Origin of the sequence: Microcoleus sp. A006_D1 (assembly GCF_036702805.1) — a bacterium.
Lineage (GTDB): Bacteria > Cyanobacteriota > Cyanobacteriia > Cyanobacteriales > Microcoleaceae > Microcoleus.
The window spans coordinates 176,963-202,126 of sequence record NZ_JAUBVZ010000004.1; the positions used below are offsets into that span (position 1 = coordinate 176,963).

The 25,164-nt window shown below is 44.8% G+C and carries 27 protein-coding genes and 1 tRNA gene; 16 read left to right on the top strand and 12 right to left on the bottom strand.

The annotated features are described in order from the left end of the window. Positions 1-8: 8 nt before the first annotated feature. From QUB68_RS09035 to QUB68_RS09055, 5 genes are all read left to right on the top strand, one after another. Positions 9-482 carry a Jag family protein gene (locus tag QUB68_RS09035; RefSeq protein ID WP_332991456.1) on the top strand — a complete coding sequence of 158 codons (474 nt, stop codon included), beginning with the start codon at positions 9-11 and terminating at the stop codon, positions 480-482. A 268-nt stretch (positions 483-750) separates the two neighbouring features. Further along, positions 751-1,266 (top strand): YceD family protein, encoded by a 516-nt coding sequence (locus QUB68_RS09040; protein ID WP_332991457.1) that lies wholly within the window; start codon positions 751-753, stop codon positions 1,264-1,266. Between the two features lie 345 nt (positions 1,267-1,611). Further along, a complete protein-coding gene (locus tag QUB68_RS09045; RefSeq protein ID WP_332991459.1) occupies positions 1,612-3,120 on the top strand; it encodes an AAA family ATPase in 1,509 nt (502 codons plus the stop codon). A gap of 204 nt (positions 3,121-3,324) precedes the next feature. Then, entirely contained in the window at positions 3,325-3,786 is a 462-nt protein-coding gene (locus QUB68_RS09050; RefSeq protein WP_332991461.1) for an SH3 domain-containing protein, read from the top strand. Between the two features lie 559 nt (positions 3,787-4,345). After that, positions 4,346-4,522, top strand: a complete 177-nt coding sequence (locus QUB68_RS09055) for a hypothetical protein (protein WP_332991464.1) — start codon at positions 4,346-4,348, stop codon at positions 4,520-4,522. A gap of 340 nt (positions 4,523-4,862) precedes the next feature. Here the strand turns inward: QUB68_RS09055 and QUB68_RS09060 are convergent, their stop codons facing one another. Further along, positions 4,863-5,042, bottom strand: a complete 180-nt coding sequence (locus QUB68_RS09060; RefSeq protein ID WP_332991466.1) for a hypothetical protein — start codon at positions 5,040-5,042, stop codon at positions 4,863-4,865. Positions 5,043-5,061: 19 nt separating this feature from the next. On the opposite strand from QUB68_RS09060, the gene QUB68_RS09065 reads away from it, so the two are divergent. Together QUB68_RS09065 and QUB68_RS09070 are read left to right on the top strand one after the other, a co-directional pair. Further along, positions 5,062-6,501: a peptidoglycan-binding domain-containing protein gene (locus tag QUB68_RS09065; protein ID WP_332991468.1), complete on the top strand. Its 1,440-nt coding sequence runs from the start codon at positions 5,062-5,064 to the stop codon at positions 6,499-6,501. Continuing rightward, positions 6,502-6,777, top strand: a complete 276-nt coding sequence (locus tag QUB68_RS09070; protein WP_332991470.1) for a peptidoglycan-binding domain-containing protein — start codon at positions 6,502-6,504, stop codon at positions 6,775-6,777. Positions 6,778-6,820: 43 nt separating this feature from the next. Here the strand turns inward: QUB68_RS09070 and QUB68_RS09075 are convergent, their stop codons facing one another. From QUB68_RS09075 to lipA, 3 genes are all read right to left on the bottom strand, one after another. Then, entirely contained in the window at positions 6,821-7,348 is a 528-nt protein-coding gene (locus QUB68_RS09075) for a transcriptional repressor (protein ID WP_332991472.1), read from the bottom strand. 564 nt (positions 7,349-7,912) lie between these two features. Then, positions 7,913-9,181, bottom strand: a complete 1,269-nt coding sequence (gene sigC / locus QUB68_RS09080; RefSeq protein ID WP_332991474.1) for an RNA polymerase sigma factor SigC — start codon at positions 9,179-9,181, stop codon at positions 7,913-7,915. Positions 9,182-10,193: 1,012 nt separating this feature from the next. After that, positions 10,194-11,063 carry a lipoyl synthase gene (lipA, locus tag QUB68_RS09085; RefSeq protein ID WP_332991476.1) on the bottom strand — a complete coding sequence of 290 codons (870 nt, stop codon included), beginning with the start codon at positions 11,061-11,063 and terminating at the stop codon, positions 10,194-10,196. Positions 11,064-11,158: 95 nt separating this feature from the next. Here lipA and QUB68_RS09090 point away from each other — a divergent pair. The 3 genes from QUB68_RS09090 (at position 11,159) to QUB68_RS09100 (ending at position 12,828) form a co-directional block, all read left to right on the top strand. Next, positions 11,159-11,232, top strand: a tRNA-Pro gene (locus QUB68_RS09090). A gap of 19 nt (positions 11,233-11,251) precedes the next feature. Further along, a complete protein-coding gene (locus QUB68_RS09095; protein WP_332991478.1) occupies positions 11,252-11,380 on the top strand; it encodes a hypothetical protein in 129 nt (42 codons plus the stop codon). A 323-nt stretch (positions 11,381-11,703) separates the two neighbouring features. Then, positions 11,704-12,828, top strand: a complete 1,125-nt coding sequence (locus QUB68_RS09100) for an EAL domain-containing protein (RefSeq protein ID WP_332991480.1) — start codon at positions 11,704-11,706, stop codon at positions 12,826-12,828. A gap of 42 nt (positions 12,829-12,870) precedes the next feature. On the opposite strand, the gene QUB68_RS09105 is transcribed toward QUB68_RS09100, so the two are convergent. The 3 genes from QUB68_RS09105 to QUB68_RS09115 form a co-directional block, all read right to left on the bottom strand. Next, entirely contained in the window at positions 12,871-13,746 is an 876-nt protein-coding gene (locus QUB68_RS09105) for an SDR family oxidoreductase (RefSeq protein ID WP_332991481.1), read from the bottom strand. A gap of 281 nt (positions 13,747-14,027) precedes the next feature. Next, positions 14,028-14,813, bottom strand: a complete 786-nt coding sequence (gene xth / locus QUB68_RS09110) for an exodeoxyribonuclease III (protein WP_332991482.1) — start codon at positions 14,811-14,813, stop codon at positions 14,028-14,030. Between the two features lie 40 nt (positions 14,814-14,853). Next, positions 14,854-14,994, bottom strand: a complete 141-nt coding sequence (locus QUB68_RS09115; protein WP_332991484.1) for a hypothetical protein — start codon at positions 14,992-14,994, stop codon at positions 14,854-14,856. A gap of 142 nt (positions 14,995-15,136) precedes the next feature. On the opposite strand from QUB68_RS09115, the gene QUB68_RS09120 reads away from it, so the two are divergent. Together QUB68_RS09120 and QUB68_RS09125 are read left to right on the top strand one after the other, a co-directional pair. Beyond that, positions 15,137-15,361: a hypothetical protein gene (locus QUB68_RS09120; RefSeq protein ID WP_332991485.1), complete on the top strand. Its 225-nt coding sequence runs from the start codon at positions 15,137-15,139 to the stop codon at positions 15,359-15,361. Then, the gene (locus QUB68_RS09125; protein WP_332991487.1) at positions 15,351-15,761 is read left to right on the top strand and encodes a putative toxin-antitoxin system toxin component, PIN family; all 411 of its coding nucleotides are present in this window, start codon (positions 15,351-15,353) and stop codon (positions 15,759-15,761) included. Before QUB68_RS09120 ends, QUB68_RS09125 begins: the two co-directional genes overlap by 11 nt. Before the next feature lie 19 nt (positions 15,762-15,780). On the opposite strand, the gene QUB68_RS09130 is transcribed toward QUB68_RS09125, so the two are convergent. Next, complete coding sequence (locus QUB68_RS09130; protein ID WP_332991489.1) at positions 15,781-17,154, bottom strand: ATP-binding protein; 1,374 nt, start codon at positions 17,152-17,154, stop codon at positions 15,781-15,783. A 215-nt stretch (positions 17,155-17,369) separates the two neighbouring features. Between QUB68_RS09130 and QUB68_RS09135 the strand changes: the two genes are divergently transcribed. From QUB68_RS09135 to QUB68_RS09145, 3 genes are read left to right on the top strand one after another with little or no spacing between them, the layout of a single operon-like run. Continuing rightward, entirely contained in the window at positions 17,370-18,620 is a 1,251-nt protein-coding gene (locus QUB68_RS09135) for a hypothetical protein (protein ID WP_332991491.1), read from the top strand. Positions 18,621-18,636: 16 nt separating this feature from the next. Next, the gene (locus QUB68_RS09140; RefSeq protein WP_332991493.1) at positions 18,637-21,165 is read left to right on the top strand and encodes a GTPase; all 2,529 of its coding nucleotides are present in this window, start codon (positions 18,637-18,639) and stop codon (positions 21,163-21,165) included. A gap of 13 nt (positions 21,166-21,178) precedes the next feature. Then, complete coding sequence (locus QUB68_RS09145) at positions 21,179-22,930, top strand: GTPase (protein ID WP_332991495.1); 1,752 nt, start codon at positions 21,179-21,181, stop codon at positions 22,928-22,930. A gap of 95 nt (positions 22,931-23,025) precedes the next feature. Here QUB68_RS09145 and QUB68_RS09150 read toward each other — a convergent pair whose 3' ends face one another. The 4 genes from QUB68_RS09150 to QUB68_RS09165 all read right to left on the bottom strand — a co-directional run bounded on the left by QUB68_RS09150 (position 23,026) and on the right by QUB68_RS09165 (position 24,560). Continuing rightward, the gene (locus QUB68_RS09150; RefSeq protein ID WP_332991497.1) at positions 23,026-23,382 is read right to left on the bottom strand and encodes a hypothetical protein; all 357 of its coding nucleotides are present in this window, start codon (positions 23,380-23,382) and stop codon (positions 23,026-23,028) included. A gap of 14 nt (positions 23,383-23,396) precedes the next feature. Beyond that, entirely contained in the window at positions 23,397-23,795 is a 399-nt protein-coding gene (locus QUB68_RS09155; RefSeq protein ID WP_332991499.1) for a hypothetical protein, read from the bottom strand. A 131-nt stretch (positions 23,796-23,926) separates the two neighbouring features. Beyond that, positions 23,927-24,244, bottom strand: coding sequence for a helix-turn-helix domain-containing transcriptional regulator (locus QUB68_RS09160; protein ID WP_332991501.1), 318 nt, complete (start codon positions 24,242-24,244; stop codon positions 23,927-23,929). Then, complete coding sequence (locus QUB68_RS09165; protein ID WP_332974914.1) at positions 24,216-24,560, bottom strand: type II toxin-antitoxin system RelE/ParE family toxin; 345 nt, start codon at positions 24,558-24,560, stop codon at positions 24,216-24,218. The genes QUB68_RS09160 and QUB68_RS09165 overlap by 29 nt, the downstream gene beginning before the upstream one ends. A 404-nt stretch (positions 24,561-24,964) precedes the next feature. On the opposite strand from QUB68_RS09165, the gene QUB68_RS09170 reads away from it, so the two are divergent. Beyond that, complete coding sequence (locus tag QUB68_RS09170) at positions 24,965-25,153, top strand: type II toxin-antitoxin system HicB family antitoxin (protein ID WP_332991503.1); 189 nt, start codon at positions 24,965-24,967, stop codon at positions 25,151-25,153. Positions 25,154-25,164 lie beyond the last annotated feature (11 nt).

Here is a 25,164-nt window from a genome sequence, read left to right on the forward strand (position 1 = left end):
TTGTTAAAATGAAAGAATCTCAAATGCAGCGCGGACAGCAATGGTTAGAAGAATTGCTAAAACTGTCCGAAATTCCGTCAAAAGTGGTATGCGAACAACAAAAAGATTGCTATTGGATGACAATAGATGAAAGCAATCTGAGTCCAGAACAAGTGGCGATTTTAGTCGGGCCTGACGGTGATGTAATAGATGCCATTCAGTACCTCTGCAACACGGTTGCTAACATAGGTAACGAGTCAGAGGAGCCCATTCCTTATACAGTTGAACTCAATGGCTATCGCCTCCGCCGCCAAGAGGAATTGCGATCGATGGCTGAGTATGCAGCAGATCAAGCGCGATCGACGGGAGTTGAAGTTGAACTCAAAGCTCTGTCTTCGGCAGAACGCCGCCAAGTCCACAGCTTTTTGAGCGAATGTGAGGATATAGAAACTTACAGTCAAGGACAAGATGCCGATCGGCGTTTGGTAGTGCGGCTGCGCTGACGTTCATTCAGTTGACCTGGGACAGTTGACCTGGGACAGTTGACAGCAAACAGGTTGACAGTTGACTGCTTGAGTGCGACCTCTACCTAGAAGGAAGAGGATTCGAGTAATGAATAGTCTGATTTTAATTTATCCCTAAAAGGGTTCCGGCTTTAAACCAATTCTTTCTGGGAAAAAAAGGAAAAAGGAAAAAGGAAAAAGCCAAAAATTAGCTATTCCTTTTGACTTTTGCCTTGAGACGAGGATAATCAAACGGCGAAAGATAATTATGGAGACAATTTATATCCCTCATCTACTCACCAAAACCGAGCGGAAAGAGGTCATTGATTTTGAAGAAATTCTCCCCGATTTAGAAACTCTTACTCCGGTGCGGGGGCGGCTGCAAGTGACTCACCAAGGGAATTATCTAGAGGTGAAGGCGAAAGCAGAAACAATTGTGACTCTCACCTGTCACAGATGCCTGAAACAATATAATCACCGTTTGAAACTCCAATCATCTGAAATAATTTGGCTGGAAGAAAAAGAAACTCAGACAGATTCAAGTTCAGGAGAATTTGAAGTTGATTTAGAAGATTTGGTGGAAAACTTGTCCCCTGGTGGATATTTTTCTCCAAGTGATTGGGTGTATCAGCAAATGTGTTTGGAACTGCCGCACAAACAGCTATGCGATACTCAATGTCCTGGAATAGATTTAAATGAGGATGATGCAGAGACAGAAAGCTCAGAAGCTGCATCGGACAGTCGCTGGGCATCTCTAGCAGCACTTAAACGGCAATTGCCTTAGTCATTAGTCATTAGTCATTAGTCAGCAGTCATTGGTCATTAGTCAGCAGTCAGTAGCTAACAACTAATAAATGTAGCATAACCAAAACCTCATAATAAGACGACCTAAAAACTAATAACTAAAAACCCACGACTAATGAGTAATGACTAATGACTAAAAACGCACAACCAATGACTAATGACTAATAATTAAAAACGCATAACTAATGACTAATGACTAATGATTAAAAACGCATAACTAATGACTAATGATTAAAAACGCATAACCAATGACTAATGACTAATGACTACTGACTACTGACTACTGACTACTGGCTACTGACAACGGACAACTGACAACTGACAAATGACTATTTTTAGCGACGAGTTTGAACTGCTGCTGCGATCGCGCTATCCCCTAATTTACATTCCCACACGGGAAGAAGAGCGCGTAGAAGTGGCGATCGCCCAATGCGCCAAAAAACAGGGTGCTCGCGCCGTCTACATCTGGGATTTTGTTGACGGCTACCAAGGCAATCCCAACGATGCCGGTTTTGGCAAGCGCAACCCCTTGCAAGCTTTAGAATTTATCGAAAAACTGCCAGCATCCGCGGCGGCAATTTTTATTCTGCGGGACTTTCAGCGGTTTTTAGAAGATGTGGCGATTTCCCGCAAGCTGCGGAATTTGGCGAGACTCCTCAAATCTGTACCCAAAAATATTGTCATCGTATCTCCGATAGTTTCGATCCCGGAAGACCTCAGCGAAGTAATCACAGTTTTGGAGTTTCCCCTGCCTGCGGCGGCGGAAATCAAAATTGAGGTCGAAAGACTTCTAGGATCTACCGGACAAGCCATAGAAGGGCGTTTGCTGGACGAAACGGTGCGCTCCTGTCAAGGATTGTCGATCGAACGAATTCGCCGAGTTTTGGCAAAGGCGATCGCCACTAGAGGCGAACTGCATCCCGACGACGCAGAACTGATTTTAGAAGAAAAACGCCAAACCATCCGCCAAACTCAAATTCTCGATTTTTACCCAGCCCGCGAAAACATCTCCGATATCGGCGGTTTGGACAATCTCAAAGAATGGCTGCTACGACGCGGCGGTGCTTTTTCCGATCGCGCCCGCCAATACGGTTTGCCGCATCCCAGAGGTTTATTGTTAGTCGGAATTCAAGGAACCGGAAAATCCTTAACCGCAAAGGCGATCGCCCACCACTGGCATTTGCCTTTACTGCGGTTGGATGTGGGGCGCTTGTTTGCCGGATTAGTCGGCGAATCGGAATCGCGCACCAGACAAATGATTCAGCTAGCGGAAGCTTTGGCGCCCTGCGTGCTGTGGATTGACGAGATTGACAAAGCTTTTTCGGGATTAGACGGTAAAGGCGATTCGGGGACAACCAGCCGCGTATTCGGAACTTTTATTACTTGGTTGGGCGAAAAAACTTCGCCGGTGTTTGTCGTCGCCACCGCCAACAACATCCAGTCTTTGCCGCCGGAAATGCTCAGAAAAGGCAGGTTTGACGAAATATTTTTTGTGGGTTTGCCCACTCAGGAGGAACGGCAGGCGATTTTTGAGGTACATTTGTTGCGCTTGCGATCGCACTGCATCAAAAATTACGATTTAGAGCGCTTGGCTTACGAAACTCCCGATTTTTCAGGAGCCGAAATCGAGCAAACTTTGATTGAAGCAATGCACATTGGGTTTAGCCAAAATCGAGACTTTACGACAGATGATATTTTAGAATCAGCTAGTCAGATGGTGCCTTTAGCCAGAACCGCGAGCGAACAAATCCAGTTTCTCCAAGATTGGGCTGCTGCTGGGAAAGCTCGCCTTGCTTCGAGATACGGCAGTTTGAGCCGCCGGATTCAGGGATAGTCGATCGAAGACATTGTGCAGACAGTATTCGGCATTCGGCAGAAGCTGAAATTTTCCTCCCAGAGTCTATCCCGCCCAGCCCAAATTTCCCGATTCCCGATTCCCGATTCCCGATTCCCGATTCCCGATGCTTGCGGTCAACTGTCAACTCTTCCTTGTTCCTTCAGTCAACTGTCAACTGTCAACTGTCAACTCTTCCTTCATATGAACAGTGTATATAGCGTTTTCAAGTTTTTAGTGGGTTTTCTGCTAGCGATCGTACTGATGGCAGGCGCTAGCGTGGCGGCAGCCGTTTACTTTGCCTCTAAGCTAAGCACTCCGCCGGAAAGACCTGTTTTTCCCAACGACAAAACAGCCGTTCAGATTGCCAGGGCTGGGGTGAAGCCGACAGACAAGGCCAGCCCTGTTTCTACTTCTAGCGATGCCCCGTCTCCGAAACCGCTGGAACCGGGAGCTTACCGAGCTCTGGTAACTCAGCCGATCGGCTTAATTCTGCGGGATAGCGGCAACCGAGACTCGAACCGCATTGGCGGCGTTGGTTACAAGGAAAAAGTCGTGGTTTTGGAAGATTCGCCGGACAAAGAGTGGCAGCGAATTCGAGTTGAGGATGGCAACCGCGAAGGTTGGGTGAAGGGCGGGAATACCGAAAAAGTTGAAGGCGAATAGGACAATGCCTCATCTCAAGTCCTGTAAAAGAACAGCGATCGGTTTGATCGTTCGGACTTCAGTCATCATGATTTTACTCTTACGAGCAATTGCATTCATTCGCTCTCATATCTGGAAATTATCTGCGTTTATCTGCGTCTATCTGCCTCGATCTGCGGTTGACCGGCTCTATCAAAAATTTATGAAATAAGTCTAAGGTTAATCTCCAGTTTCACAAAGCTCTAATCACATTTAATTCTAAAAGTCAAGGTAAATTTATTTACGATATTGGGAATTGCCATCTGAGACGCTGAGACTGTAGGTGCGATCGCCCCAGCAAAATCTTAAATTTGGGATGAAAGCTCAGCATACAAAGGGTTTTAATAGCTAAAACTCAACAGAAAAACTCGAAGATACATAATTTAAACTTATGTTGTTAATGAGAGTATGTTAAGAAACTTAGCAAAATTTTAAGCTTAGTTGCAAAGCGTAGGCTTTTGTCACCGCAGCAGAAGCAAGAGTGATAGCTTTGATTACAAGATCTAAGTTTTCAGCTTCACAGCTACCAACAATCAAAAATATGTACGACAAACGTCCCGATCGAGATTTGGCGACTGCTGCTGTAACTGCGGCTTTAGGAGCTGGGGTGGTCACTTCTTTTGCGGTGAGCAGAGGACAAAACCCGCTGGTAGCGTTGGGAATTACTGTGTTTGCAGCCGGAATAGCTTTAATTTGCGATCGGTTCGGCTTAATTTAAGTTAATGTCCCATTTTTACAGAATAGTCAACCAATCAAGTCCCCGCCCTGTTTGCACCTAGCAAAGGTGGGGATTTTTAATTTATAGTCAAAACATATTTTTTTTAGCGACCACAAAAGAAAGTTTTAGCCAAAAATACGCAAAAACTGGTCATTTTTCCGCCATCAAGGCTAAGATGTGGCTGCAAACTATTTTCCTGACTCTCGCGTCTATATAAACCAATACGCTTGGGATCAGGCTGATCCCCCCTAGCCCTCTTAAAAAAAGGGGGAACAAGAACTCGATCAAAGTCCCTTTTCGATCGGGGGATGCGAGGGGGTTCTCCGGGCAATAAAAATTGTTAACCCAAGCGTATTGCTCCATAAACAGCGATGCTATCTTGGTTATTACCTGTAATTATTTTTGAAGGCAATTTTTTTTCAAACACGGGTGCTTCGCCAAAACAGGTAAAACTTAGCCTTAATAGATTTTTAGCAACCCAAAGCTCAGCTTTGCGAGTTTGTCCAGATACCACAGCCACAATTTCACAGTAAAAAGTTATGGAATCCCTCGCCTACCTCGAACTTGCTCTTGTTTGCGAAGCACCCGCACTAGAGTCGAAAATTTTTGATGCACCCAAGTGGCAAAACCTTTCAAGTCAGACTTATGTGCGTTTGCTGTCTCTGGCTTTGATGCTGTCGGTTTTGAGTGCAGCCGGTTCGGCTTTTGCTCAAATAGATCCGGGAAATCCCAATTTGCGCTCTGTTCAAGACAGGTTGCGGGATCTAGGCTATTTTCCCAGAACTTCCACCGGTCAGCTCGGCCAGGTAACAAAACAAGCTCTGACTAACTTTCAGCGAGACTATCAACTGTCGCTGACTGGTAGACCTGATCCGGCTACTGTGACCGCACTCAACAGTTTAGCCGAGGACGATCGACCTTTTAAAACTACTTATACAAACTATAAAGAGCTGCGTTTTGGAGACACAGGCGCAGATGTTTCGGCCCTCCAGCGCAGGTTGCAGCAGCTAGGCTATTTCAAGGCGAATCCCACAGGGAATTTTCGCGAAGTTACTCTGAATGCGGTGAGATACTTCCAGCGAATCAATCGACTGCGGGTGACAGGAGTTGCAGACAGGCAAACTTTAGCTTTGCTGTTTGGTTCCACTAGGCCGGTTTCCCCCGTTACGCCTCCAGGGAATATTTCGGGAAATGGCGGTTGCAAGGGACTGCGGTTCGGGGACACAGGGGCGACGGTAGACTTGATCCAGCGGCAGTTAAAAGCTTTGGGCTATTTTGAAGGCGGCGTTGACGGCAAGTTTCGCGAACGCACTCTCTACGCTGTGACTCGTTTTCAGCAAGATTACAATCTCGTTTCTGACGGCTGCGCTGACACTGCTACTTTGACTGCTATCGATGCCCAGATGAGGGCAGCTCAAATTACCTTATTTCCTGGGGAAAATGACCAGCAGAGTAATGCCGGAGATTTTCTGGAGTTGGGGGACAGAGGCCCAGAAGTAGAATTTGTGCAGCGGCGGCTGCAACAATTGGGTTATTACAGGAGCCAGATTCACGGTTGGTTCGATCGACCAACTCAAGCAGCTTTGATCCGGTTTCAGAGAGATTCCGGGCTGTTCGGGACTGGAAGGGTCGATCGCAGCACTCGATCGGCTTTGCGGCAAGGCAACAAGCAAGCTGCACAGGCGCAGCAGCCAGTCGCAGCGGGTTTGCGGCGGGGTGATACTGGGCCTGGTGTCCGAGAGCTTCAGTCCGCGCTCAAGAGTCTGGGTAAAAACCCAGGCCCGATCAATGGAGTATTTGGAGCCGAGACTGAGTGGGCGGTGCTGTCGTTTCAGCGGGAACGCAATTTGTCGCCGGCGACGGGTATTGCCACTCCGGCGACTTTGGCTGCGCTGCAAAACGGATTAGCTGGGCGGGTGGCTGTTCCTGCTGTTCCAATTAGCAGCAGCAGTTTCAACTCTCGATCGAGCATTCAGTAATTGCAAACGCGGCTGCAAGGCCTCGGCTTTTACACAGGCTCGATCAGCGGAGTTTTTGATACTCCGACGAAAGACGCGCTCGATCGAGCAAGGGCGCAGTTACGGCGTCAGCAGCCACGATTTGTTGAGCCAAACTTTTTAGCACCGGATTTGCGAACCCGACATCAAATAAATCGGGTTTCTGGTTCCCGACTCATTCCTGAAACGATCTATTTTCCTGAAGAAACCCGGTTTCGGCGTAACTGCGATCGCAGTTACGCCGAAGTTTTTTGTTAATAATTGTAACAATCTGTACTTGAAATGCGAAAATAGTGTATGGTCACTCGATTGCATCCAGGGCGGTGCTGCCGTTGGTGGCGATCGACCTCGGACAAGACCAATTGCTGGAAACCAAAGACGGCCATCCCATCCGCAAAGCTTCGTGGCACACCGTATGAATCGTTAGCTGGCAGTCTAGCAGGTGCAACCCAGACTTTTCAGCTTGCTTCATGCCAATTTTCAAAATCGAATCGTTGTTAAATTCGATCGTTCTGTTGCACTGAACGCAGACTAAGTGATGGTGGTGGTGCGGGTAAGGCTGGTTTATTTCATAGTGTTTATGACCTTCGGCTAGTTCGAGTTCGCGGAGCAGGCTCATCCTTGCCATTAACTTTAAAGTTCGGTAAATGGTGGACAAGCTAATGTTTTCTCCGCGATTTTTTAACAAAGTGTACAAATCCTCGGCGCTCAGGTGATTGCCTTTGGGGAGGTTCTGAAAAACGTGCAAGATGGTCTCCCGTTGAGGAGTCATCCGCCAGCCTTTGTCATTGAGTTCGGATTTGAATGAGGACGCGGTGTAAAGTGCCATAGTGACCCTCTCAAGAAAGTCTGCCTATTGACAATCATACACAAAGATCGAGATATTTTGCAAATATCAGAGCTTATTGAAAAAAGGTTGAGGAAAAATTTAGTTTTTGATAATTTTCGATGGCAAACTGCCCCGAAAGCCGCAGACAGAGGACAGAGAAATCCTGTTGAAGTAGAAAATATTACTTCTGCTTTCTGCCTTCTGCCTTCTACTTCGATCCTGAAACGGACAGTGACATTACTCCGCCCTAAAAGGGCAAAGCTTCTAAACCTCACGATTTAGATTTTCTGGTTGTTTCCTTACGGTTTTTCACCCACTATCTGGATCTGTAGTTACCCACATATCCCCGACGCACGGAAGTGCCCAGACAGTTTCCTTTCCCGACCATCCATCGGTACAAATACAAATCAGTTTATATCGTTTGCCGGAACCGGCCCCGGCCTGACTTTTACTCTCAAGATATCCGTTTTTTGCTCTCGGTATATACATTCTAACACAAAGCCGTCCTACAAGTACGGGGTTTTAAACCCATTAATTTTGATAATAAATGCACACCCACCCCCTTTAGCCCAGAGACTCCAGATAGTCGCGCACGCGGTTGCGGCGCTTGGGTTGGCGGAGTTTTTGCAAAGCTTTGGCTTCAATTTGGCGGACTCGCTCGCGGGACAAGTCGAGAGCGCGACCGATTTCTGCCAGCGAGTAGGGGTGTCCGTCGCCCAAACCAAAGCGCATCAGAATTACATCGCGTTCGCGGCTGGTCAAATCTGCCAGCAGTTGCTGCAAGTCGCGGTGCAGAGCTTCTCGCATCAGCATTTCTTCTGGGGAGATGCTGTCGGTTTCGAGCAAGTCGCCCAACTCTGTATCTTTTTCGTTGCCCACTTTAGTTTCCAGAGAAACAGAGCGGGGGACTCGCAGCAAAATTTCTCGGACTTGGGGCGCTGTCATGTCCAGCTCGACAGCGATATCTTCAATAGTCGCTGTGCGACCTTTTTCTTGAGAAATTTTGCGCTGGGCTTTCTTGATTTTGTTAAGTTTTTCGGTGATGTGGACGGGGAGGCGGATGGTGCGGCTTTGAGTCGCTATCGCCCGCGTAATTCCCTGCCGAATCCACCAATAGGCGTATGTACTAAACCGATAGCCCCGAGTCGGGTCGAACTTTTCGACAGCTCGCTCCAGTCCGAGAGTACCTTCTTGTATTAAATCGAGCAATTCTAAACCGCGATTTTGATATTTTTTTGCCACCGAAACCACCAGGCGCAGGTTCGCCTTAATCATGTGGTCTTTAGCTTCGACGCCTTCGGCTTGAATTCTTTCGATCGCCTCCACTGTCATCTCTGCTAACTCGGCCCACTGGCGCTTGCCTTCTGCCATAATTCGCTTGAGTTCTGGCACGTCCTCGACGCCAGCGGTTGATGCCCAGCGTTCTAGGGAAGGTTTGTGTCCCAACTGTGCAGACAGGCGATCGCGCACCTCAATTAGATGCACGAAGCGCCCAATAAGCCCTTCTTCCTGGGAGGCAACGGTGTTGCGCAATTCCAGCAATTTGATGTAGCGCTGAACTTTTTGAGCTTCGGAGACTTCTTCGTCTCTACCCAAGAGACGCACCCGACCGATTTCTTGTAAGTACAGGCGCACTAAATCTGTAGTGCGACGGCTGGCATTTTTTTGCAATTTGGATGCTGTGTCGGCATCTTCAGTCTCTGCTGAGTCTTGGTCGATGGGTTCGTCTCCAGCTTCTTCAGCATCTTCATCCAACACATCTACATCTTGCAAGGGATTGACTCGCAGTTGTTCGTCGAATTCAGCTTGAGCGTAAAAAGAGGTGGCTGGCATAGTGATTTTCTCAATTGCTCCGGGTGAAAAGATGCTACGCTTAGCGGTTTTTTATAATTATGATGCCCACTTTGTTAAGACGAAGCATCACCGCTGTTTGTTTCTTGACTAACTTTCCTGACTTTTGTGCTGTTGTTCGATCGAGCTTTGGCTGCCCCACTTGTTTTACCAAGATTCGGGAAAACGCTAAGAACTTTCTGATGTAACAGGTTGAAGGCCCGAAAAGTGCGTTGTACTTCTTTGTTTATGTAGCTAGTATAGATAATGACCAGCTAAAAACAAGTGACCTTCGTCAGAAGTTAAGTTAATCTTCATCACCAATAACCTGGTTCCCGATCACTTCGGAAAAATAGGGATTTTTTTAATAAAACTTTATATATTTAGCCCTCTCGATCATATCTATTGGAGTTTGGTGGAAGTTTAATCCCTTACAGAATATGAGCTTGAGAGTTTCGGCCGCCTGCCCGACCCAGTTGGCGGATGGCGAAGCAATGGGGTTGCTTCCTGAAAATTATCGGTTTAAATTCAGAAATTCGAGCAAAAAACCCGGCTGCTCCATTTATTTAGCGTAGGTTTCGAGTGGGATGGGGCGATCGATCTCTAACTTTTTTGGGTGTGGGCTGGGGCTTGGGACTTAACCTCACCGAATATGAACACCATCAAAAACAGGCTCTTTTGCACTCCCGCTGGCACAGAAAGTGTAGGTTTTTCGCCGCTATTACCGCTGTGATTAAAATTTAAGACTGGCGTTGCATTTGTCAATCCGTAATATTACTCAAAAAAATGCTTTTTAAGAGTGTAAAATTCGCGATTTGGGGGTGAGCGGGCATAAATATTGCCCTCCCTAAGCTCGCCGGAATCTCAGTTTGCGATCCAAAATCCGAGTAAATTGCTCGCCTAATGGCTGCTGGACAAATGCAGCCTCCGGCTTAACTTGTCATCAATGCTGTTACCCGATCGAGTTTCAGTGAAAATTGTGCGATCGGGCGCGAGTTAACTCAGATGAAAATTGCTAGCGCGGGTAAAGTTTCATCAGTTCCCTCACCTGTTCGGCGTGATAGGAACTGCGAGTTAAGGGAGAAGCGACAACTTGCAAGAATCCCAAAGATTCGCCAAACTCTCTCCAAGCATCAAACTGTTCCGGCGGCACAAAAGTTTCTACGTTCAAGTGCTTTTGAGTCGGTTGCAGGTACTGTCCAACTGTCAAAATATCGCAGCCAACAGCCCGCAAGTCCTGCATCGCCTCCCGAATTTCAGCGTCTGTTTCTCCCAGTCCGACCATGATCCCGGATTTGGTATAAACCCCCGGTGCGAGTTCGCGGCTGCGCTGTAAAAGTTCGAGGGTGCGATCGTACTTTCCTTGCGGCCGCACCTTGCGGTAAAGTCGTTTTACCGTTTCGGTATTGTGATTGAGTACATCGGGCTTAGCTGCGAGAATAATTTCTAAAGCTTGCCAGTTGCCGCACAAATCGGGAATCAAAACTTCTATAGTTGTATCGGGCATTGTCGATCGCACAGCTTGAATGCACTCGACAAACTGAGATGCGCCCCCATCCGGCAAATCGTCCCGGTTAACAGAGGTAATCACGACGTGGTTGAGTTTGAGTCGCTGCACTGCTTGCGCCAATCTTTCGGGCTCCGTCGGATCTAGAGCTTGGGGCTTTTTCTCAAAATCGATGTCGCAGTAAGGACAGGCGCGGGTACAAGCCGGGCCCATAATCAAAAATGTCGCAGTACCTGCGCTGAAGCATTCGCCGATGTTCGGACACGATGCCTCTTCGCAAACCGTATTTAGGGATAGATCCCGCAAAATTTCTTTGACATTGCCGACGCGCTCCCACTGGGGGGCTTTAACTCGCAACCACTGGGGCTTAACTGTCACGCCTGTCTCCGCCTGAGTAATGTTTTACAAAACATTATATACGAGGTTGCTAAGTTTTTACCTGAGTGATATGCTAAAAGTATATTGACTAAATTCGGGATGTAGCGCAGCTTGGTAGCGCACCTCGTTCGGGACGAGGGGGTCGCAGGTTCAAATCCTGTCATCCCGATTTTCAAATTAAATCGGATATGCCGCAGCTATTGAGTTTGTGGGAATTTTGTTTGGGCGATCGCTCGGCGTTCTATACTTATGGTGGAGCACAAATTGGCGATCGGGCGATTCCTGCTCAGGATAGCTGCGCCGCGCGTGCGTGTTGATTCCCCTTTGCCAAAAAAATAACTGTAGTCGCTGTTTTTGCAAAGCGAATCAGAAAATAAGGCGTAAAGAATTAGAGCAACAAATCTTAGTATTCTCCCTCTGTTGGGATTTGGGACTGTGTTGATTACAGGTATTTGCTCAATGCTTAAATATTTCACCAAAGTTTGAAACCACAGGCACATAAAAATACTGCAATAATTTTTAACTACAAGTTCATCAAGATGTAAATCTTGAGATAGATGTATTAATCGCTGAATTAGCTTATAATGAGGATTAATTGCTAACATTTTTAAACTCTACCAAAAAATCGGAGGATATTCTAGTGCAAAGAAGTGGCAAAACCTTCGGCTCCTGCTCTCGCTGCGAAACAGTACCCGAAAAAATAGAGGGCAGCGGAGGTTTATACCTGTGGTTTCCAGTATCGCACACGCTGAAAAAAGTTATTTCTGCACTGGCAAAGGCTAAACTTGAATTCCAGCTTTTAGAAGAGAGCAAGTGTCTGTATGTGATCCTTGAGGGAATAGCGAGAGAAAAGTTTAGCGCCCTAGCATCCTCGTTGCTGACAAATCAAGAGTTGAAAGAGACAAAAGTTTTGTGGATGCGCGAAGCTGAACAACCAAAATTTAGCGATTTTTATCGCAGCACTTCCTTAGACTCGTTTATTAACTTCAGCCAGTCGGATTGGCTATTAGATTTATTGTCCGAAGAACGCATTACTACGCATTTTCAGCCGATTGTTTATACCTCAGATACTTCTAAGATTTTTGCCCACGAAGCGCTACTCCGAGGAATTGACGAGCAAGGAAACTTAATTCCTCCGGGTCGGATTTTTGGTCAAGCTGAATCAGCGGGCATGATTTTTCAGCTAGATGCTCTAGCCCGGACTCGCGCTATTCGCGAAGCCAAAGTCCACGATATCAAAGAACTGCTTTTTATTAATTTTTCTCCGACTTCCGTTTACGATCCCGCTACGTGCCTGCGAATGACGGTGCAGGCTATTGATGAATCGGGAATTCCTCACAGCAATATTGTTTTTGAAGTAGCGGAATCTCAGCACCCTCCTGATATGGATCACTTGATTAAGATTCTGATGTTTTACCGAGAAGCGGGTTTTTTAATTGCAATGGATGATTTTGGCAGCGGTTCTTCAAATTTAAATTTGATGCACCAGTTGCGTCCAGATTTTATTAAGTTGGATATGCAATTAATTCGCAACGTCCATCAAGATTATTATAAGGCACTAATTACTGAAAAAATGTTAGAAGTTGCCGCTCAATTAGAGATTAAAACTGTTGCTGAAGGTGTGGAAACTTTGGAGGAGTTCGATTGGGTACGGGAACGGGGAGCAACTTTTGTTCAAGGTTATTTGATTGCTAAGCCGACTTCTCCACCCATAACAACTACCAGCTATATTGGTAGTGTTGAAGCTGTGCCTATGTCTGCTTAAAATGTTCGCAGTTGCGCTTTCCAGCAACTGCGAACGAGTTTTTTAAACGCTCAAATTGCGCCGAAAAAAGCTTTCCAGAGATTCCATTCTCATGCCGTAGATTGATTCCAGATTTTGCACTTCTTCGGGAGTGCAGAAAAACTCGTTAGCTAACAATACCCGCAAAGTTCCCAAGCCTTTTTGAGCTTGAGGATTCAATAAACCCAAGGCATTTCGCAATCCGTCAAACACAACCATTGGAGGGTTAATTACCATCGGTTCGCGCTTGAATAACCGTCCAAAAATGCGGGCAATATCGTCTCTGGTCAGCACATCTGGGCCGCCGACTGGTAAAATTTGGTTGCGCGCGCCTTCGACTGTTGGCGAGTCTACTGCAATTTTTGCCAAGTCGTCGGTACTGACAACAGAGGTGCGGTTTTTGGGATCGCCAATCAGCAGGTAAAGTCCGGTTTCTCGAAACCTTTCTGCTAGCGGTAACAAACTCGAAGCAAAACCGGCAGGCCGCAAAATGGTATAATTTAATCCGCTGTTTTGCAGGTATTTTTCAACTTCTCGCTTGGCTTTGAATACTGCGGAATCTTCGTATCCGCGATCGACTCCCAGTACCGAAAGAAAGACAAAGTGCTGCACTCCGGCTTCTTTGGCGCAGTCGATTAGTTCTATGTTGGCGCGGTAGTGTACTGCTTGAACGTCGCCGCCGGTGCCGTGGGTGCTGATGATGTACTGCACTCCTTGACAAGCTTTTTTGATATCTTTGTCTTGTTTCAAGTCGCCGATAAAAATTTCTGCGCCTCGGTTTTCTAGTTCTGAGTATCGAGAAGCGAGGCGAACAAATGCGCGCACAGGCTGATCTTGCTGTCTGATTTCTCGTACAATTCGGCGGCCTAGTGCGCCTGTTGCTCCGGTTACTAAGAACATGATTTTTGGTTGTTGGTTGTTATGGGAGAAGGAAGTTCGGCAGCGGATTTTGTAACGGATTTAACGGATTGAAGAAGGAATCTTCTGCAAGGGGTTTTAGAAACCCGGTTTCTTAAATTTATGGTTGCTTAACCTAAGATTTAGGGTAGAAACCGGGTTTCTTTTGTCAAGCATCGCCTAGGATTCAAGAAACCGGATTTCTTAAATTTATGGTTGCTCAACCTAAGATTTAGGGTAGAAACCGGGTTTCTTTTGCCTTAGTTTTATTTATAACTTATAAATCAAATTTCGACAATTACGGGGGTGTGATCGCTGGGTTTGATTAATTTTCTGGGAGCAATATCTATTGTACAGTTTTTGGCTTTTTCGTACAAGGTAGGGCTGAGATAATGGTGGTCGATTCTCCAACCGTTGTTGCGGGGAAATGCGGCGGCGCGGTAGTCCCACCAGCTATAATGTCCGCCTTCTGAGGTGAATTTGCGAAAGGGGTCGCTCAATCCTAATTCGGTGATTTCTGTTAATGCTTGGCGTTCGGCTACTGATAGGCCAACTGAGTTTGCAGCAGCTTTGGGATTGTAAATATCTCGATCGTCCGGTACGATGTTGAAGTCGCCGCAAATGCACAGGTTGGGCGATTTGTCTAGTGCTATTTTGAGGTATTCTTGCAGCAGTTTGAGCCACTTTAGTTTGTATTCATATTTCTCGGAACCCACCTCGGAACCGTTGGGAACGTACACGGAGATGATGCAAATATCGTCTATAACCCCGGCTATGAGGCGCTTTTGTTCGTCGAAGCTGCCGACGGTTGCGTCGCCGAGAATGGGGGAAAATCCGGCGCTGATCTGTGACATGGGCGATCGGCTAAAAATAGCTACGCCGTTGTAGGATTTTTGACCGGAAATATAACAGTGGTAGCCGATGTCGAGGAAGGGTTGCAGGGGAAAGTCTTTGTCTGTAACTTTGGTTTCTTGCAAGCAGAGAATGTCTATTTGGTTTGTTTGTAACCAGTTAGTAACGTGTTCTATGCGGGTGCGAATTGAGTTGACGTTCCAGGTGGCGATTTTCATTATAGTTAAGTAATAGATTAGTCGATTTTAGATTTTAGATTTACTCATCGGAGTGCGATCGGGATGCTGGTGAGTGATGGTCGCCAGCGGGACGCTCTATAGTATAGTACAGTTTGAGGTTGGTGAGTTCGGATGTGCGATCGGCGAAGCTATCCCGAGCGTGAATCGCACGTAAGCGCATTGAGGCAGATTTGGCTGATAGCGTAGCGTGGCGCAAGCTGAGGGATATGGGGTCTTAGTAGAAATTGAACTTAACACCCTGTGATACAATAAATGTAAGCAAGAAATTGTTTTCTGATTAACTTTTTATCTTTTTAAGGGTTATGACAACAATTACAATTCAAGTTGATGAAGACATTAAGAAGGCTTTTGAAGGGGCTACTCCTGAGACTCATAAACAGTTAAGCTCGATTCTTCAATTATTTTTGAGAGAAAATTTACACAACAAAACTTTAACGGAGGTAATGGCAGAAATTTCTGATCGAGCACAACAGCGCGGCTTGACACCAGAAATTTTACAGGAGATTTTAGCCGATAATGATGAATAGATTTGCGATCGATACTAATGTTTTAATCAGTGCTTTGCTTTTTAAAACCTCAGTACCATTTCGGGCGATCGAATTGGCAGAAAAACAAGGAATAATTTTATATTCTGAAGCGACTTTAAAAGAATTAGAGCAAGTTTTGAATCGTCAAAAGTTTAACAAGTATCTTTCTTTAGAAGACAGAAAGGTATTTTTGCTTAAATTTATCAGTTCATCCCAGTTAGTCTCTATTACCGAAACAATCGCAGTGTGTCGAGATGAAAAAGATAATAAGTTTTTAGAGTTAGCTGTTAGTGGTAATGCCAATATAATTGTTACGGGGGATATGGATTTGTTGATATTAAATCCTTTTAGGACAGTAGAAATTATTACTCCCGATATGTTTATTGAGAGATTTAGTTAATCACAAATTGAGTGAGTTATTAATGCTGGTTTTTCAGATACTCCATTAATACAGGCTGGAGTGTGAAAAGTGTTTTATCACCTTGTTTCACTTTTTCAATTAATAAACGCCGTCCCAAGGATTGTACAGCTTGTAACAATGCCGATCGGGATAATTCGAGATTGGCTGAAAATTTTGATATTTCAACGGGTTCGGCTTCACTAGCTAACCAGGATATCACTTGTTTTTCTGATTCGGTTAGCCGATCGCACTTCTGGTGCAGCAGACATTCTAAATCACCTAAAAATAGGGTATCATAGGAGAGAAACTCGGAAACGCTGCCACCGAATAAGTCTTGAATCATAGTTGCAACTATATTTAACCATAAGGGATTGCCTCGGTAAAGGTCAATCAGTTGCGACCATTTTTCCTCTTCTGCTAAACCTTTTTCTCTGAATATTTCCCCTGCTTCCGCGCCCAAACCGTTGAGTTGCAGCGATTTACACGGGCGGTTTTCGCCTTCTAGGGCGGCAATTTCTCTGGGTTTTTCCCAAGTGAGGAGAATTAAGCAACTGTTGTGGGATGATTCTGCTAGTTGTTTGAAGAATGTGCCGTAATTTTCATAGCCTGGTTGGTAGTGGCCTGCGAGTTGTCCGCTGCTGAAAATCGTTTGTACGTCATCGAGGATTAGGAGACAGCGGTGCGATCGCAAATGCTCAATAAGTGAGGGCAATTCGATGTCTTGTTGCTGGGAGACGAATTGAATTAAGTTTGTTTGCAGGGTTGGCAGGGGTGGAGAATTGCGGAAACTGCGGTAAATAATATAATCGAATTCGTGTTGAATTTGTGGGATTAATTGGAGAGTTAGGGCGGTTTTGCCGATACCGGATAAGCCGTATATGGTGATGAGGCGGGTGCGGTTTTCCAAAATCCACTGTTTGAGGGTGGTGAGTTCGGATGTGCGGTTATAGAATAGGTTGGGTTCTGGTGCGTCAGATAAGTCTAAATGTACTTGAGGTTCGGAATTGCTTGCTTTTTCTTTAAATTTATCCTTGTCTTGCGGTTCAGATTGTGAGACTTCTGGAGAGTGCAAACTTTCAGCAGAGATGTTGCCAATATGGATGCAGCCATTCCCGACGAGTGAGACATTCCCAACTCGTAAATTTTCTAGTTTAGCTCTAAAATTGGCTTTACATAATTTCTCATCATCTAATGCACTTGAGAGAATTTTCCACAATTTGAAGCCAACTTCTTTAACATATTTTTCTGAACGGTGGTGTTGTTCGGCAATTTCCTTATATTTTTGATTGTCCCAAGCGCCGCGCAGTATAGCTTTTTGCAGACTATCTAAGTGTTTTCCCGTAGTAGTTAAAGCTAGATTGTCTGTAAATTTTAAGGCTTCTTCAACGTCCATCGGTTAGGCAGATGCAAGGGGTTGACCTGATTGTAACCCAACTAAATATGACTTTTTTAGTAGCAACCAACTAAATGTGACTTTTTATGACCTAGTTGGAGGGAAAAAAACTACTAAATATGACTTTATATGGCTTGACAAGTTTTGGTACTTAAGAAACAATTTATACTTAAGACAGCAGATGTTATGTTAACTGCTAGTTGTATTTACCTGTTATGACACAACCGAATATTTTGGAACTCGCGAAACAGGGAGATGCAAAGGCGATCGCCCTTCTGCTGAACCGCCAGCTACAAGCCAAGGGCATCACCGCCGCAGCTTCCCTTAAGGATGGTTGTTTGCAGGTGATGCTGGAAGCGACAGAAGCGCCTAGTCAGCAAGCCCTAGCTGCGTGGGTGAGTAAGTCGATCGCTGGTTTGGGGGCTGCATCGATTGAGAAAGTGAAGGTTTACGGGCGACAGACGGGCGCGAAGGTGCCGGCGTGGAGTCAAGAGTTTGAAGTGGCGGGGCTAAAGTTGCCTGTTACGGATGTTACAGATGGGCGGGCAAGTGCTAGTGAAAATACGGAGTCAAATCAGCTTAGTTTGAAGGAACGGGCTAAGCTTGGGGATGTGGAGGCGATCGCATCTCTGTTAAATCTGCCGTTGCAAAATAAGGGGATTAGTGCGACTGCGAGTTTGCAAGATGGTTGTTTGCAGGTGATGCTGGAGGGCGATCGGGTTCCTGATGAGGAAGCGGCTGTTAGGATTGTCCGCAGGGAGTTGACGAATTTGAAGGCGGGGGCGATCATCGCTTCTGTGAAGGTTTACGGGCAGCAGGTGGGTGAGGATTTCCCGGCTTGGAATCGAGAGTTTGAGCTAAAGGCAGAGGTTAGTTCAGATTCAAAAAAATTATCAACAGATAAATTTGCAAATAAACCTGAAATTTTGACTCAAGTTATTCAGTTAATAAAACAGCAAAAGTTTCAAGAAGTATTAGAAATATCTAAAAATCATCTTAAGGAGAATCCACAGAGTCAAAAAGTTTTGCTGGCAGGAGGAGTTATTGTCTTAGCAGCTCTAAGCTTTAAAGGAATACTAATTGCTCAACAAACTCCATTACCTGCGGTGGTAGCCTCCTCTAGTCCGCCGTCACCAACCAGCGATCCAGTAAAAGATTCAGCTACAAAGTTTATGGAGCAATATTTAGATGACATCGTGAACAAGGGAAATAGTGGTACTTCTTACTGGTGTAGTAAGTCTCAAGATTTTGCATCATCTTTCTTTGCACCTAGAAACGTCAAAATTCTAGATATGGTAGCATCTGATACTACCGTATCGGTTACGATTCAGCTTGACTCCAGCAACAAGGGAGGTATGCAAATTACAAATAATTGGTCAATTTATTTGAACAAGGAAGAAGATACGAGTAAATCAAGCACCTTACACGATGGCTGGTGCGTTGCCTTAATTAGTAAAAAATCCTAAAATTGAATAAGTGAAAATGTCTGACCTAATCTCAAAAACTACCGAACACCTAGACTACCCATTCCTATTAGTCACGCACATGGTATGTGCGGATCAGCAGATTCATAGTGAAGAGTCAAAAGCACTACGCGAACTCGCGCTCCAGATCAGCGCTTCTCAACGCACTCTCGCGGAGATGGAAAAAATTCTGGCTCAAGATGAAAACCAGCTTTCTGTTGAAGATTTAGCTCGGAAAGTGTCGCCCGGTCAGCAAAGTGAGGCCATGTCGCAAATGTTGGCGATCGCCTATGTTGACGGTTTCTGTTCAGCATTAGAACGCCAGATGGCGGAACAAGTAGCAGGGATTTGGAACTGGCCAACGGGAGAAGTACAGCGACAGTTGGCAGAAGTTGGAGCCTTTAGTGATACTCGATTTATAGGCGAAGACAATCAGCAAGAGAAACTCTCTATCGGTGCGCGTTTCCTTAAAGGGGCTGATTCTCTCCTTTCACGCGCATTAGTGGATAATGTAGCAAAGCTCACTGGGAGTGAGCAAAAAGTTGAGCAAATACGACGGGAAATCCTGTTAACTGGGCCAGAATATGATGAGGCGATTCGTCAGTGTGCAGTCATCGCTGATGAAGATTACAAATTTGCAGAATTAGCGCTTAAAAGAGCTTTACTAGCACTTTCCAATTTGGGCAAAAATATTCAACTGGCTATCGAAGACATCAAACATAAAACAGGTGGGAAAGGTCAAGCTACCACTGCTAAGGAAGTCGCCAAGCAACTTGAGGATACTAGAAACTCTCTGAGTGCCGAGATTATTAAAGAAATGGAGAGTGTACGGGAGGCGCTTCGGGCCAAGGAACGCGCTCTCAATCATTTCAGCATCACCTTTATGGGCCGAACTAAGGCGGGGAAAAGCACTCTTCACGCTATAGTTACAGATGATGGATGGGATGCGATCGGTGTAGGCAAGCAGCGCACAACTCGGTTTAATCGGGTGTACGAGTGGAAGAATATTCGCATCATTGATACTCCTGGGATTGGTGCTCCGGGCGGCCAAAGTGACGAAGAAATTGCTAAAAGTATTATCGACGAGTCAGATGTGATTTGTTATGTGGTGACAAATGACAGTATCCAAGAGAGTGAGTTTCGTTTCTTGCAGTTATTAAAGGAAAAAGCAAAGCCATTAATTATTCTACTGAATGTCAAGAATAACTTACGCGATTCTCGACGGCTGGAGCATTTCTTAAAGAACCCCGATAAAGTCTTTGATATGGAGGGTCAAAGTGGGCTAGGCGGACACATTGAACGTATCCGTCGCTACGCCCAAGAGCATTATGCTAATGACTACTTCAAGATTGTTCCTGTGATGTTGCTGGCGGCGCAGCTTTCCCGCGAACCCGAACACGAAAAGAAGAAAGAGGAGCTTTTTAACGCAAGCCGGATGCAGGATTTTCTTGATTCAATTCGTGAATCTCTGGTTAATCATGGGGCAATTCGGCGCTCTCAAACTCTGCTTGGTTCTACCGTAGGCGCAATTGATAATCCTTACCAATGGGTGAATCAACAAGCTTTAGTCTATGAAAAATTGACAGAGACGCTGAAAAATAAGCGTCAGACGGTCAAAAAGCAAATCCAGACAGCAGGAAGGGACAGCCGCGAATCTTTACAGCAACAAATCGTGTCAATTTTTCAAGATGCTATCAATGCTATTCCATCTTTTGCTGAGGCTTATTGGGAATCCAAGGAAAATCAAATGAAGTCTGGATGGGAACAAAAATTAAAGTCTATCCGATTTGAGGAACGCCTGAAAGCCGCATTTCAAGAGAATGGCGAAAAATTTAACAAAGAAGTTCAGGAAGTTCTTGAAGAAGTCGGAAATGAATTAAAACTAATTGCTCAACTAGAAGGTGGTAACTTTCAGTTTGTCGAGCAGGATTCAAAGACTTTCAATAAATTAGCTTTTAAAATAGGTAGCATTCTTCTTATACCTTTAGCAGGACTAGCTTTAACACCTCTTGGTTTACCTGCGCTTGCTGCGACTGCAATCGTAATGGTTAGTGGTTTGATGATCAATTGGCTTGCCGATCGCTTTAAATCAAAAGATCAAAAGCGTGGCGAGGCTGTTAAAAACATCTCAATTTCACTAAATGAGCAATTGAGCAAGCATAAGCAAGCCACCCTCAGAGACGCTGAGGCTAACTTCAGCAAGTTTTGTGATTCTGTTGCCGTGAATATTGAGGCCTACTTTGAGGAGTTAATTAAAGGACTAGATGAACTTGCGACTCAGCTTGAAGAAGCAAAAAAGAAGTTATCAGGTACAGCAAATTATCTAAATCGTGCTTATGCCAAGCGAATTATTGACTGGTGTGTTGAAGAAAACGAACCTCTCACAGATGAGCGGATCGCCGAAACCATTGCTAAAGTTCACCGAGATTTCGGGCGTAACATGAAGATTGTAACAAAATCGAAAGTTCAGCGACTAAAATCACTAGAGGATATCAAACACATCCTTCAAGAGGATATTTCCTTTAGCTATCTCAAATCTCCCAAATAAGGACTAAACTACCATGACCCATAACAACCCCAACTTTAAAGCTGCTGATGTCGGTGCATCTTTCAAAAAAACGCTAGTAAAGTTTGACAACTTACTGGCTCTGGGAAACACAGCCGAACTAACAGCTATCCGCAAAAAAGTGCGCGATGAATTAAAAGAGTATCGAGAGCAGGGGATTCTCGGAGTAGCTTTTGTGGGGCAGTACAGTGCAGGTAAATCAACCATTATTTCTGCATTGACAGGACGGCGAGATATTCGCATTGATGCTGATATTGCTACTGATAAAACTACCAATTATGACTGGAGCGACATCAAACTAATTGATACGCCTGGACTTTTTACAGACCGCCAAGATCACGATGAAACTACTTATGAAGCGATCAACAAATCAGACTTGCTGGTTTTCTGCCTCACCTATATGCTCTTTGACTCACTGACAGCAGAGAATTTCAAGAAGTTAGCCTATGAAAAAGGCTATCGCTGGAAAATGATGCTGGTTATCAATAAAATGTCTGATGAAGCAGGAGAAGAAGAGCAAAAGATTGCTAACTACCGCCAAAGTCTTGCTGATGCACTGAAGCCTTACAGTCTCGATGAATTTCCGATTTGCTTTATCGATGCCAAAGACTATTATGAAGGCATTGATGGCAACGATGATTTTCTGACGGAAATCAGCCGATTTCCAACTTTTATTGATGCTCTCAATCAGTTTGTAGAGCGTCGTGGCTCCCTTGCTCGTTTTGATACACCCGTCCGAATTGCTCTAAGCTGTGTTGACGATGCTCAGTTGAGCTTTACTCGCAACTCTAGCGAAGACTCTGCTTTTTTTGAAGTGCTAAACCGTTTATCTCGTACAGTGCGTAAAGAGCGCGATCGTCTCCGTACCAAGATTCATAGCATAGCACTACTATTGTCATCAGCAGTTGTTAATGAAGGCAGAATCCTCGCCTCAGCAGTTGGTGGCAAAGATAACTTTGAGATGCTTAATAAACAGGCTGAAATCAAGGTACAACAACACTATGAGAGAGCAGGGCGCGAAATGGAACAAGCTGTGAATACAGCAGTTGAGTCAATACAAGATGAAGTTAAAGATATACTGCAAAGTAATTTAGTCCAGGCTTTTGTAGCCCGTTTGCAGGTCAACCAAAAAGTATCTATACAAAATGAAGATAGGAATCGACTGATAGAGCAAGTTGAAATGCTTTTCCAAGTTGGAGAAAAAGTAGGACTTGATGTAAGTCAACTTACTGACTTAGGGACAAGAGGGTTTTTACCTACTGCTGGAGGGGGTTTTTTACGCTCTATGGATGTGGTAGGAAGCAATCTCCATAAAACTGTTTTGACTGTCGGAGAATTTATCGGCTTTAACTTTCGACCTTGGCAAGCAGTCAACATTGCTAAAGACATTGCTAATGTCGCTATGTTTGTCGGGCCTCTTCTAACATTAGTTTCAATCGGAGCGGAATTTTATAAAGCCAAACAAGAACAGGAGCAAGAGCAGAAAATGTCTGAGGCTCGAAGCGAAATTACAAGTCAGTTTATCGCGATATCTCAAAACCTAGAAAATCAACTTGAAGGGCAGTTGCGAGAATTTGAGCAACAAGTTTACGGAGAGATTGAGAAGCAAATTGCAGCCGCTCGTCAGAAGGAAGAGGAAGCGATTTCTTCTTCAAATACCTGGGTAAAACAACTGGCAGACATCCGTAAGGATTTTGATCTGATTATCCAGTACATCACGAAGGCTACAGCTAATCCGAATACTTGAAGCTGAAAAAGCGCGATCGCCCTTTCTCTCCCTATTTTCTGCAAAAGAGCGATCGCCCTTTCTTATTTCATCTCATCCATAAAGCGCGATCGCCTTTACTCAGGCAAAGTCAAAATAGTTGTAGCTTCAGCTAAGAGTTTACACTTAACTTTATTATTTTCCCCCTCAATCAGACAATGAGCTAAATTATCTGGCAAGGGATCATGCCGGACAATAAAACCTAAAGAACGGGCGTATCCCGCTACCAAAACACCCACCTTAGTAGTATCAGGATTTCTCGCAAAAGCTAAACTTTCCTGCGGAGTTGTTAGCCGAGCTAACTCAACTGAGATACTATCATCAGGTTTTCCTCTAACCTGAAAAGCAACTGATTTTACAGTATCATCCTCATAAAGATGTACATTAGGAATCCGACGATAAAGGAGATCGTTATCTGCAATTTCTTCTAGCATTACCATACCCTGACTTATGGAATCAAAACCTGAGACACCACATTCAAGACCTCAGACAATGATACCTGGTTTTTCTCCTCAAACTTTCTCTCGCTTCCTTCACCCTTGATTAGCAAATAGCTGAAATCCACGTCAGGCTTAATTTCCACTTCTAGTTGCCCGTGCGGCCCCCGCCATTCCATTTGTAAGCTACCATCAGCAATTGGTGCGACATCTGATGGTAAAAGTCGATCGCCAACTAAAGCTGAAAGAGCATATTTAACATCAATGAGAAGTTGACAGGCTTTCACAAAAGCAACGGGCGAAACTGGCAATGCACCATAAGAATCCCAGTCTGGTTCCAGTTTAGTAAGTTGTGTCAAACGCTCTAATATTGAATCTAAGGAAACATCAGTTAATGTTGCTTGAGACATGGCTTTTATAAGGATAATATTTTCAATTATACTATAGCTATTGGTGACAATCTAGAAATAAAGTCAGGTCTGATAGTCAAAGCGCGTGTAGCCAGTGGCAAGCATCCCCCCCTAACTCCTTTATTAATTACCTATTTTACTGCGACAGCTAACTGCAACCCCAGTTGATCTAGTAGAGTTATCAAAGCATAAATTTCTTCACCCCCACTCTCAGACAACATCCGATCTAATTTCTCATAAATAAATTTAGCTCCCGCCGATAACTCATTCATCTGTAAATAAGCATCCACCACATCTTTAAGTCCTGCTCGCAGCAATTCAGGTTCGGGGCCTTCTGACTCCAATTCCAACATGGCTTCGATATAGCCAGCAGCACTTTCAGGGGTTTTAAGAGAAGAAATCAAGTATTCGTGGTAGCTTCTAGTTGTTGGCACTTTGAGTTCTTTCATAATCTCTCCAGTATTTTTTAGCTTGGCTAATATCTCGTTCTTGAGTGCTTTTATCACCGCCACATAGCAGCAACACAACTGTTAACCCGACTTGTCCAAAATAAACCCGATAGCCTGGGCCATAATCAATTTTAAGTTCATAAACTGCCGCTCCTACTGAGCGATAATCTCCCAGATTGCCAAGCTCAACTCGCCTCAGTCGCTTCTTGATTTTAGATACAGTTTTAGTATCTTGAAGGGAATCAAGCCATCCTTCAAAGGGACTTGTCCCGTCGGCTTTCAGGTAGTTTTGTACTTCTCGTGGTTGAGCTTCCATAATTTTAACATAGGCGATCGGGATTTTAATGGGAGCGATCGCGTGTCATGTCACTACTTTTCGCAAGAGTATCCTAGCATAATTAAAATAGTTACCACTCAGTTTGTGCGTTCTATCTGGTTTCTTGAAACCGGAGACGACACTCTCTTTAATTCACAAGTTCGTCTTATATGTGACAGAGAAATTGCTCATGCCCGAATGCTATCTTGAAAATTATCTAACCCGAAAGCTGTTTTTATGCAAACGCGATCGCCCTTCGTCTCGCAAATTTCTGAAAAAGCCCGCGCGGCGCAGCGATCCCGTAGCGATCGCCCATTTCAACCCTATACTTGTAAAAATGATTCATCCGAGATAGACTAGGTAATAGAAAGCAAGCAACCTCTGATGATGGAAGCAAAAAAACTATGAGCACTCAAAGCTTCACAGCCATCATTTATAAAGAAGAAGATATGTACATTGCCGAATGTCCCGAAGTCGGCACAGTTGACCAAGGCGAAACCATTGAAGAAGCGATCGCCAATCTCAAAGAAGCTACAAGACTTTATCTCGAAGAGTCTCCCTTACCCGAAATACAGCAGATTTCAGGTAAGTGAACTATCTTGAT

Excerpts from the sequence above, each read along its gene's own strand:
- QUB68_RS09165 (WP_332974914.1), bottom strand. The coding sequence starts at position 24,560 with ATGGAAGCTCAACCACGAGAAGTACAAAACTACCTGAAAGCCGACGGG.
- QUB68_RS09095 (WP_332991478.1), top strand. The coding sequence starts at position 11,252 with ATGCCGCAGCTATTGAGTTTGTGGGAATTTTGTTTGGGCGATCGCTCG.
- QUB68_RS09150 (WP_332991497.1), bottom strand. The coding sequence starts at position 23,382 with ATGCTAGAAGAAATTGCAGATAACGATCTCCTTTATCGTCGGATTCCT.
- QUB68_RS09125 (WP_332991487.1), top strand. The coding sequence starts at position 15,351 with ATGATGAATAGATTTGCGATCGATACTAATGTTTTAATCAGTGCTTTG.
- QUB68_RS09170 (WP_332991503.1), top strand. The coding sequence starts at position 24,965 with ATGAGCACTCAAAGCTTCACAGCCATCATTTATAAAGAAGAAGATATG.
- QUB68_RS09105 (WP_332991481.1), bottom strand. The coding sequence starts at position 13,746 with ATGTTCTTAGTAACCGGAGCAACAGGCGCACTAGGCCGCCGAATTGTA.
- QUB68_RS09135 (WP_332991491.1), top strand. The coding sequence starts at position 17,370 with ATGACACAACCGAATATTTTGGAACTCGCGAAACAGGGAGATGCAAAG.
- QUB68_RS09035 (WP_332991456.1), top strand. The coding sequence starts at position 9 with ATGAAAGAATCTCAAATGCAGCGCGGACAGCAATGGTTAGAAGAATTG.
- QUB68_RS09040 (WP_332991457.1), top strand. The coding sequence starts at position 751 with ATGGAGACAATTTATATCCCTCATCTACTCACCAAAACCGAGCGGAAA.
- QUB68_RS09130 (WP_332991489.1), bottom strand. The coding sequence starts at position 17,154 with ATGGACGTTGAAGAAGCCTTAAAATTTACAGACAATCTAGCTTTAACT.
- xth (WP_332991482.1), bottom strand. The coding sequence starts at position 14,813 with ATGAAAATCGCCACCTGGAACGTCAACTCAATTCGCACCCGCATAGAA.
- QUB68_RS09065 (WP_332991468.1), top strand. The coding sequence starts at position 5,062 with ATGGAATCCCTCGCCTACCTCGAACTTGCTCTTGTTTGCGAAGCACCC.
- QUB68_RS09155 (WP_332991499.1), bottom strand. The coding sequence starts at position 23,795 with ATGTCTCAAGCAACATTAACTGATGTTTCCTTAGATTCAATATTAGAG.
- QUB68_RS09145 (WP_332991495.1), top strand. The coding sequence starts at position 21,179 with ATGACCCATAACAACCCCAACTTTAAAGCTGCTGATGTCGGTGCATCT.
- QUB68_RS09055 (WP_332991464.1), top strand. The coding sequence starts at position 4,346 with ATGTACGACAAACGTCCCGATCGAGATTTGGCGACTGCTGCTGTAACT.
- QUB68_RS09140 (WP_332991493.1), top strand. The coding sequence starts at position 18,637 with ATGTCTGACCTAATCTCAAAAACTACCGAACACCTAGACTACCCATTC.
- QUB68_RS09120 (WP_332991485.1), top strand. The coding sequence starts at position 15,137 with ATGACAACAATTACAATTCAAGTTGATGAAGACATTAAGAAGGCTTTT.
- sigC (WP_332991474.1), bottom strand. The coding sequence starts at position 9,181 with ATGCCAGCCACCTCTTTTTACGCTCAAGCTGAATTCGACGAACAACTG.
- QUB68_RS09115 (WP_332991484.1), bottom strand. The coding sequence starts at position 14,994 with ATGCGCTTACGTGCGATTCACGCTCGGGATAGCTTCGCCGATCGCACA.
- QUB68_RS09075 (WP_332991472.1), bottom strand. The coding sequence starts at position 7,348 with ATGGCACTTTACACCGCGTCCTCATTCAAATCCGAACTCAATGACAAA.
- QUB68_RS09050 (WP_332991461.1), top strand. The coding sequence starts at position 3,325 with ATGAACAGTGTATATAGCGTTTTCAAGTTTTTAGTGGGTTTTCTGCTA.
- QUB68_RS09045 (WP_332991459.1), top strand. The coding sequence starts at position 1,612 with ATGACTATTTTTAGCGACGAGTTTGAACTGCTGCTGCGATCGCGCTAT.
- QUB68_RS09160 (WP_332991501.1), bottom strand. The coding sequence starts at position 24,244 with ATGAAAGAACTCAAAGTGCCAACAACTAGAAGCTACCACGAATACTTG.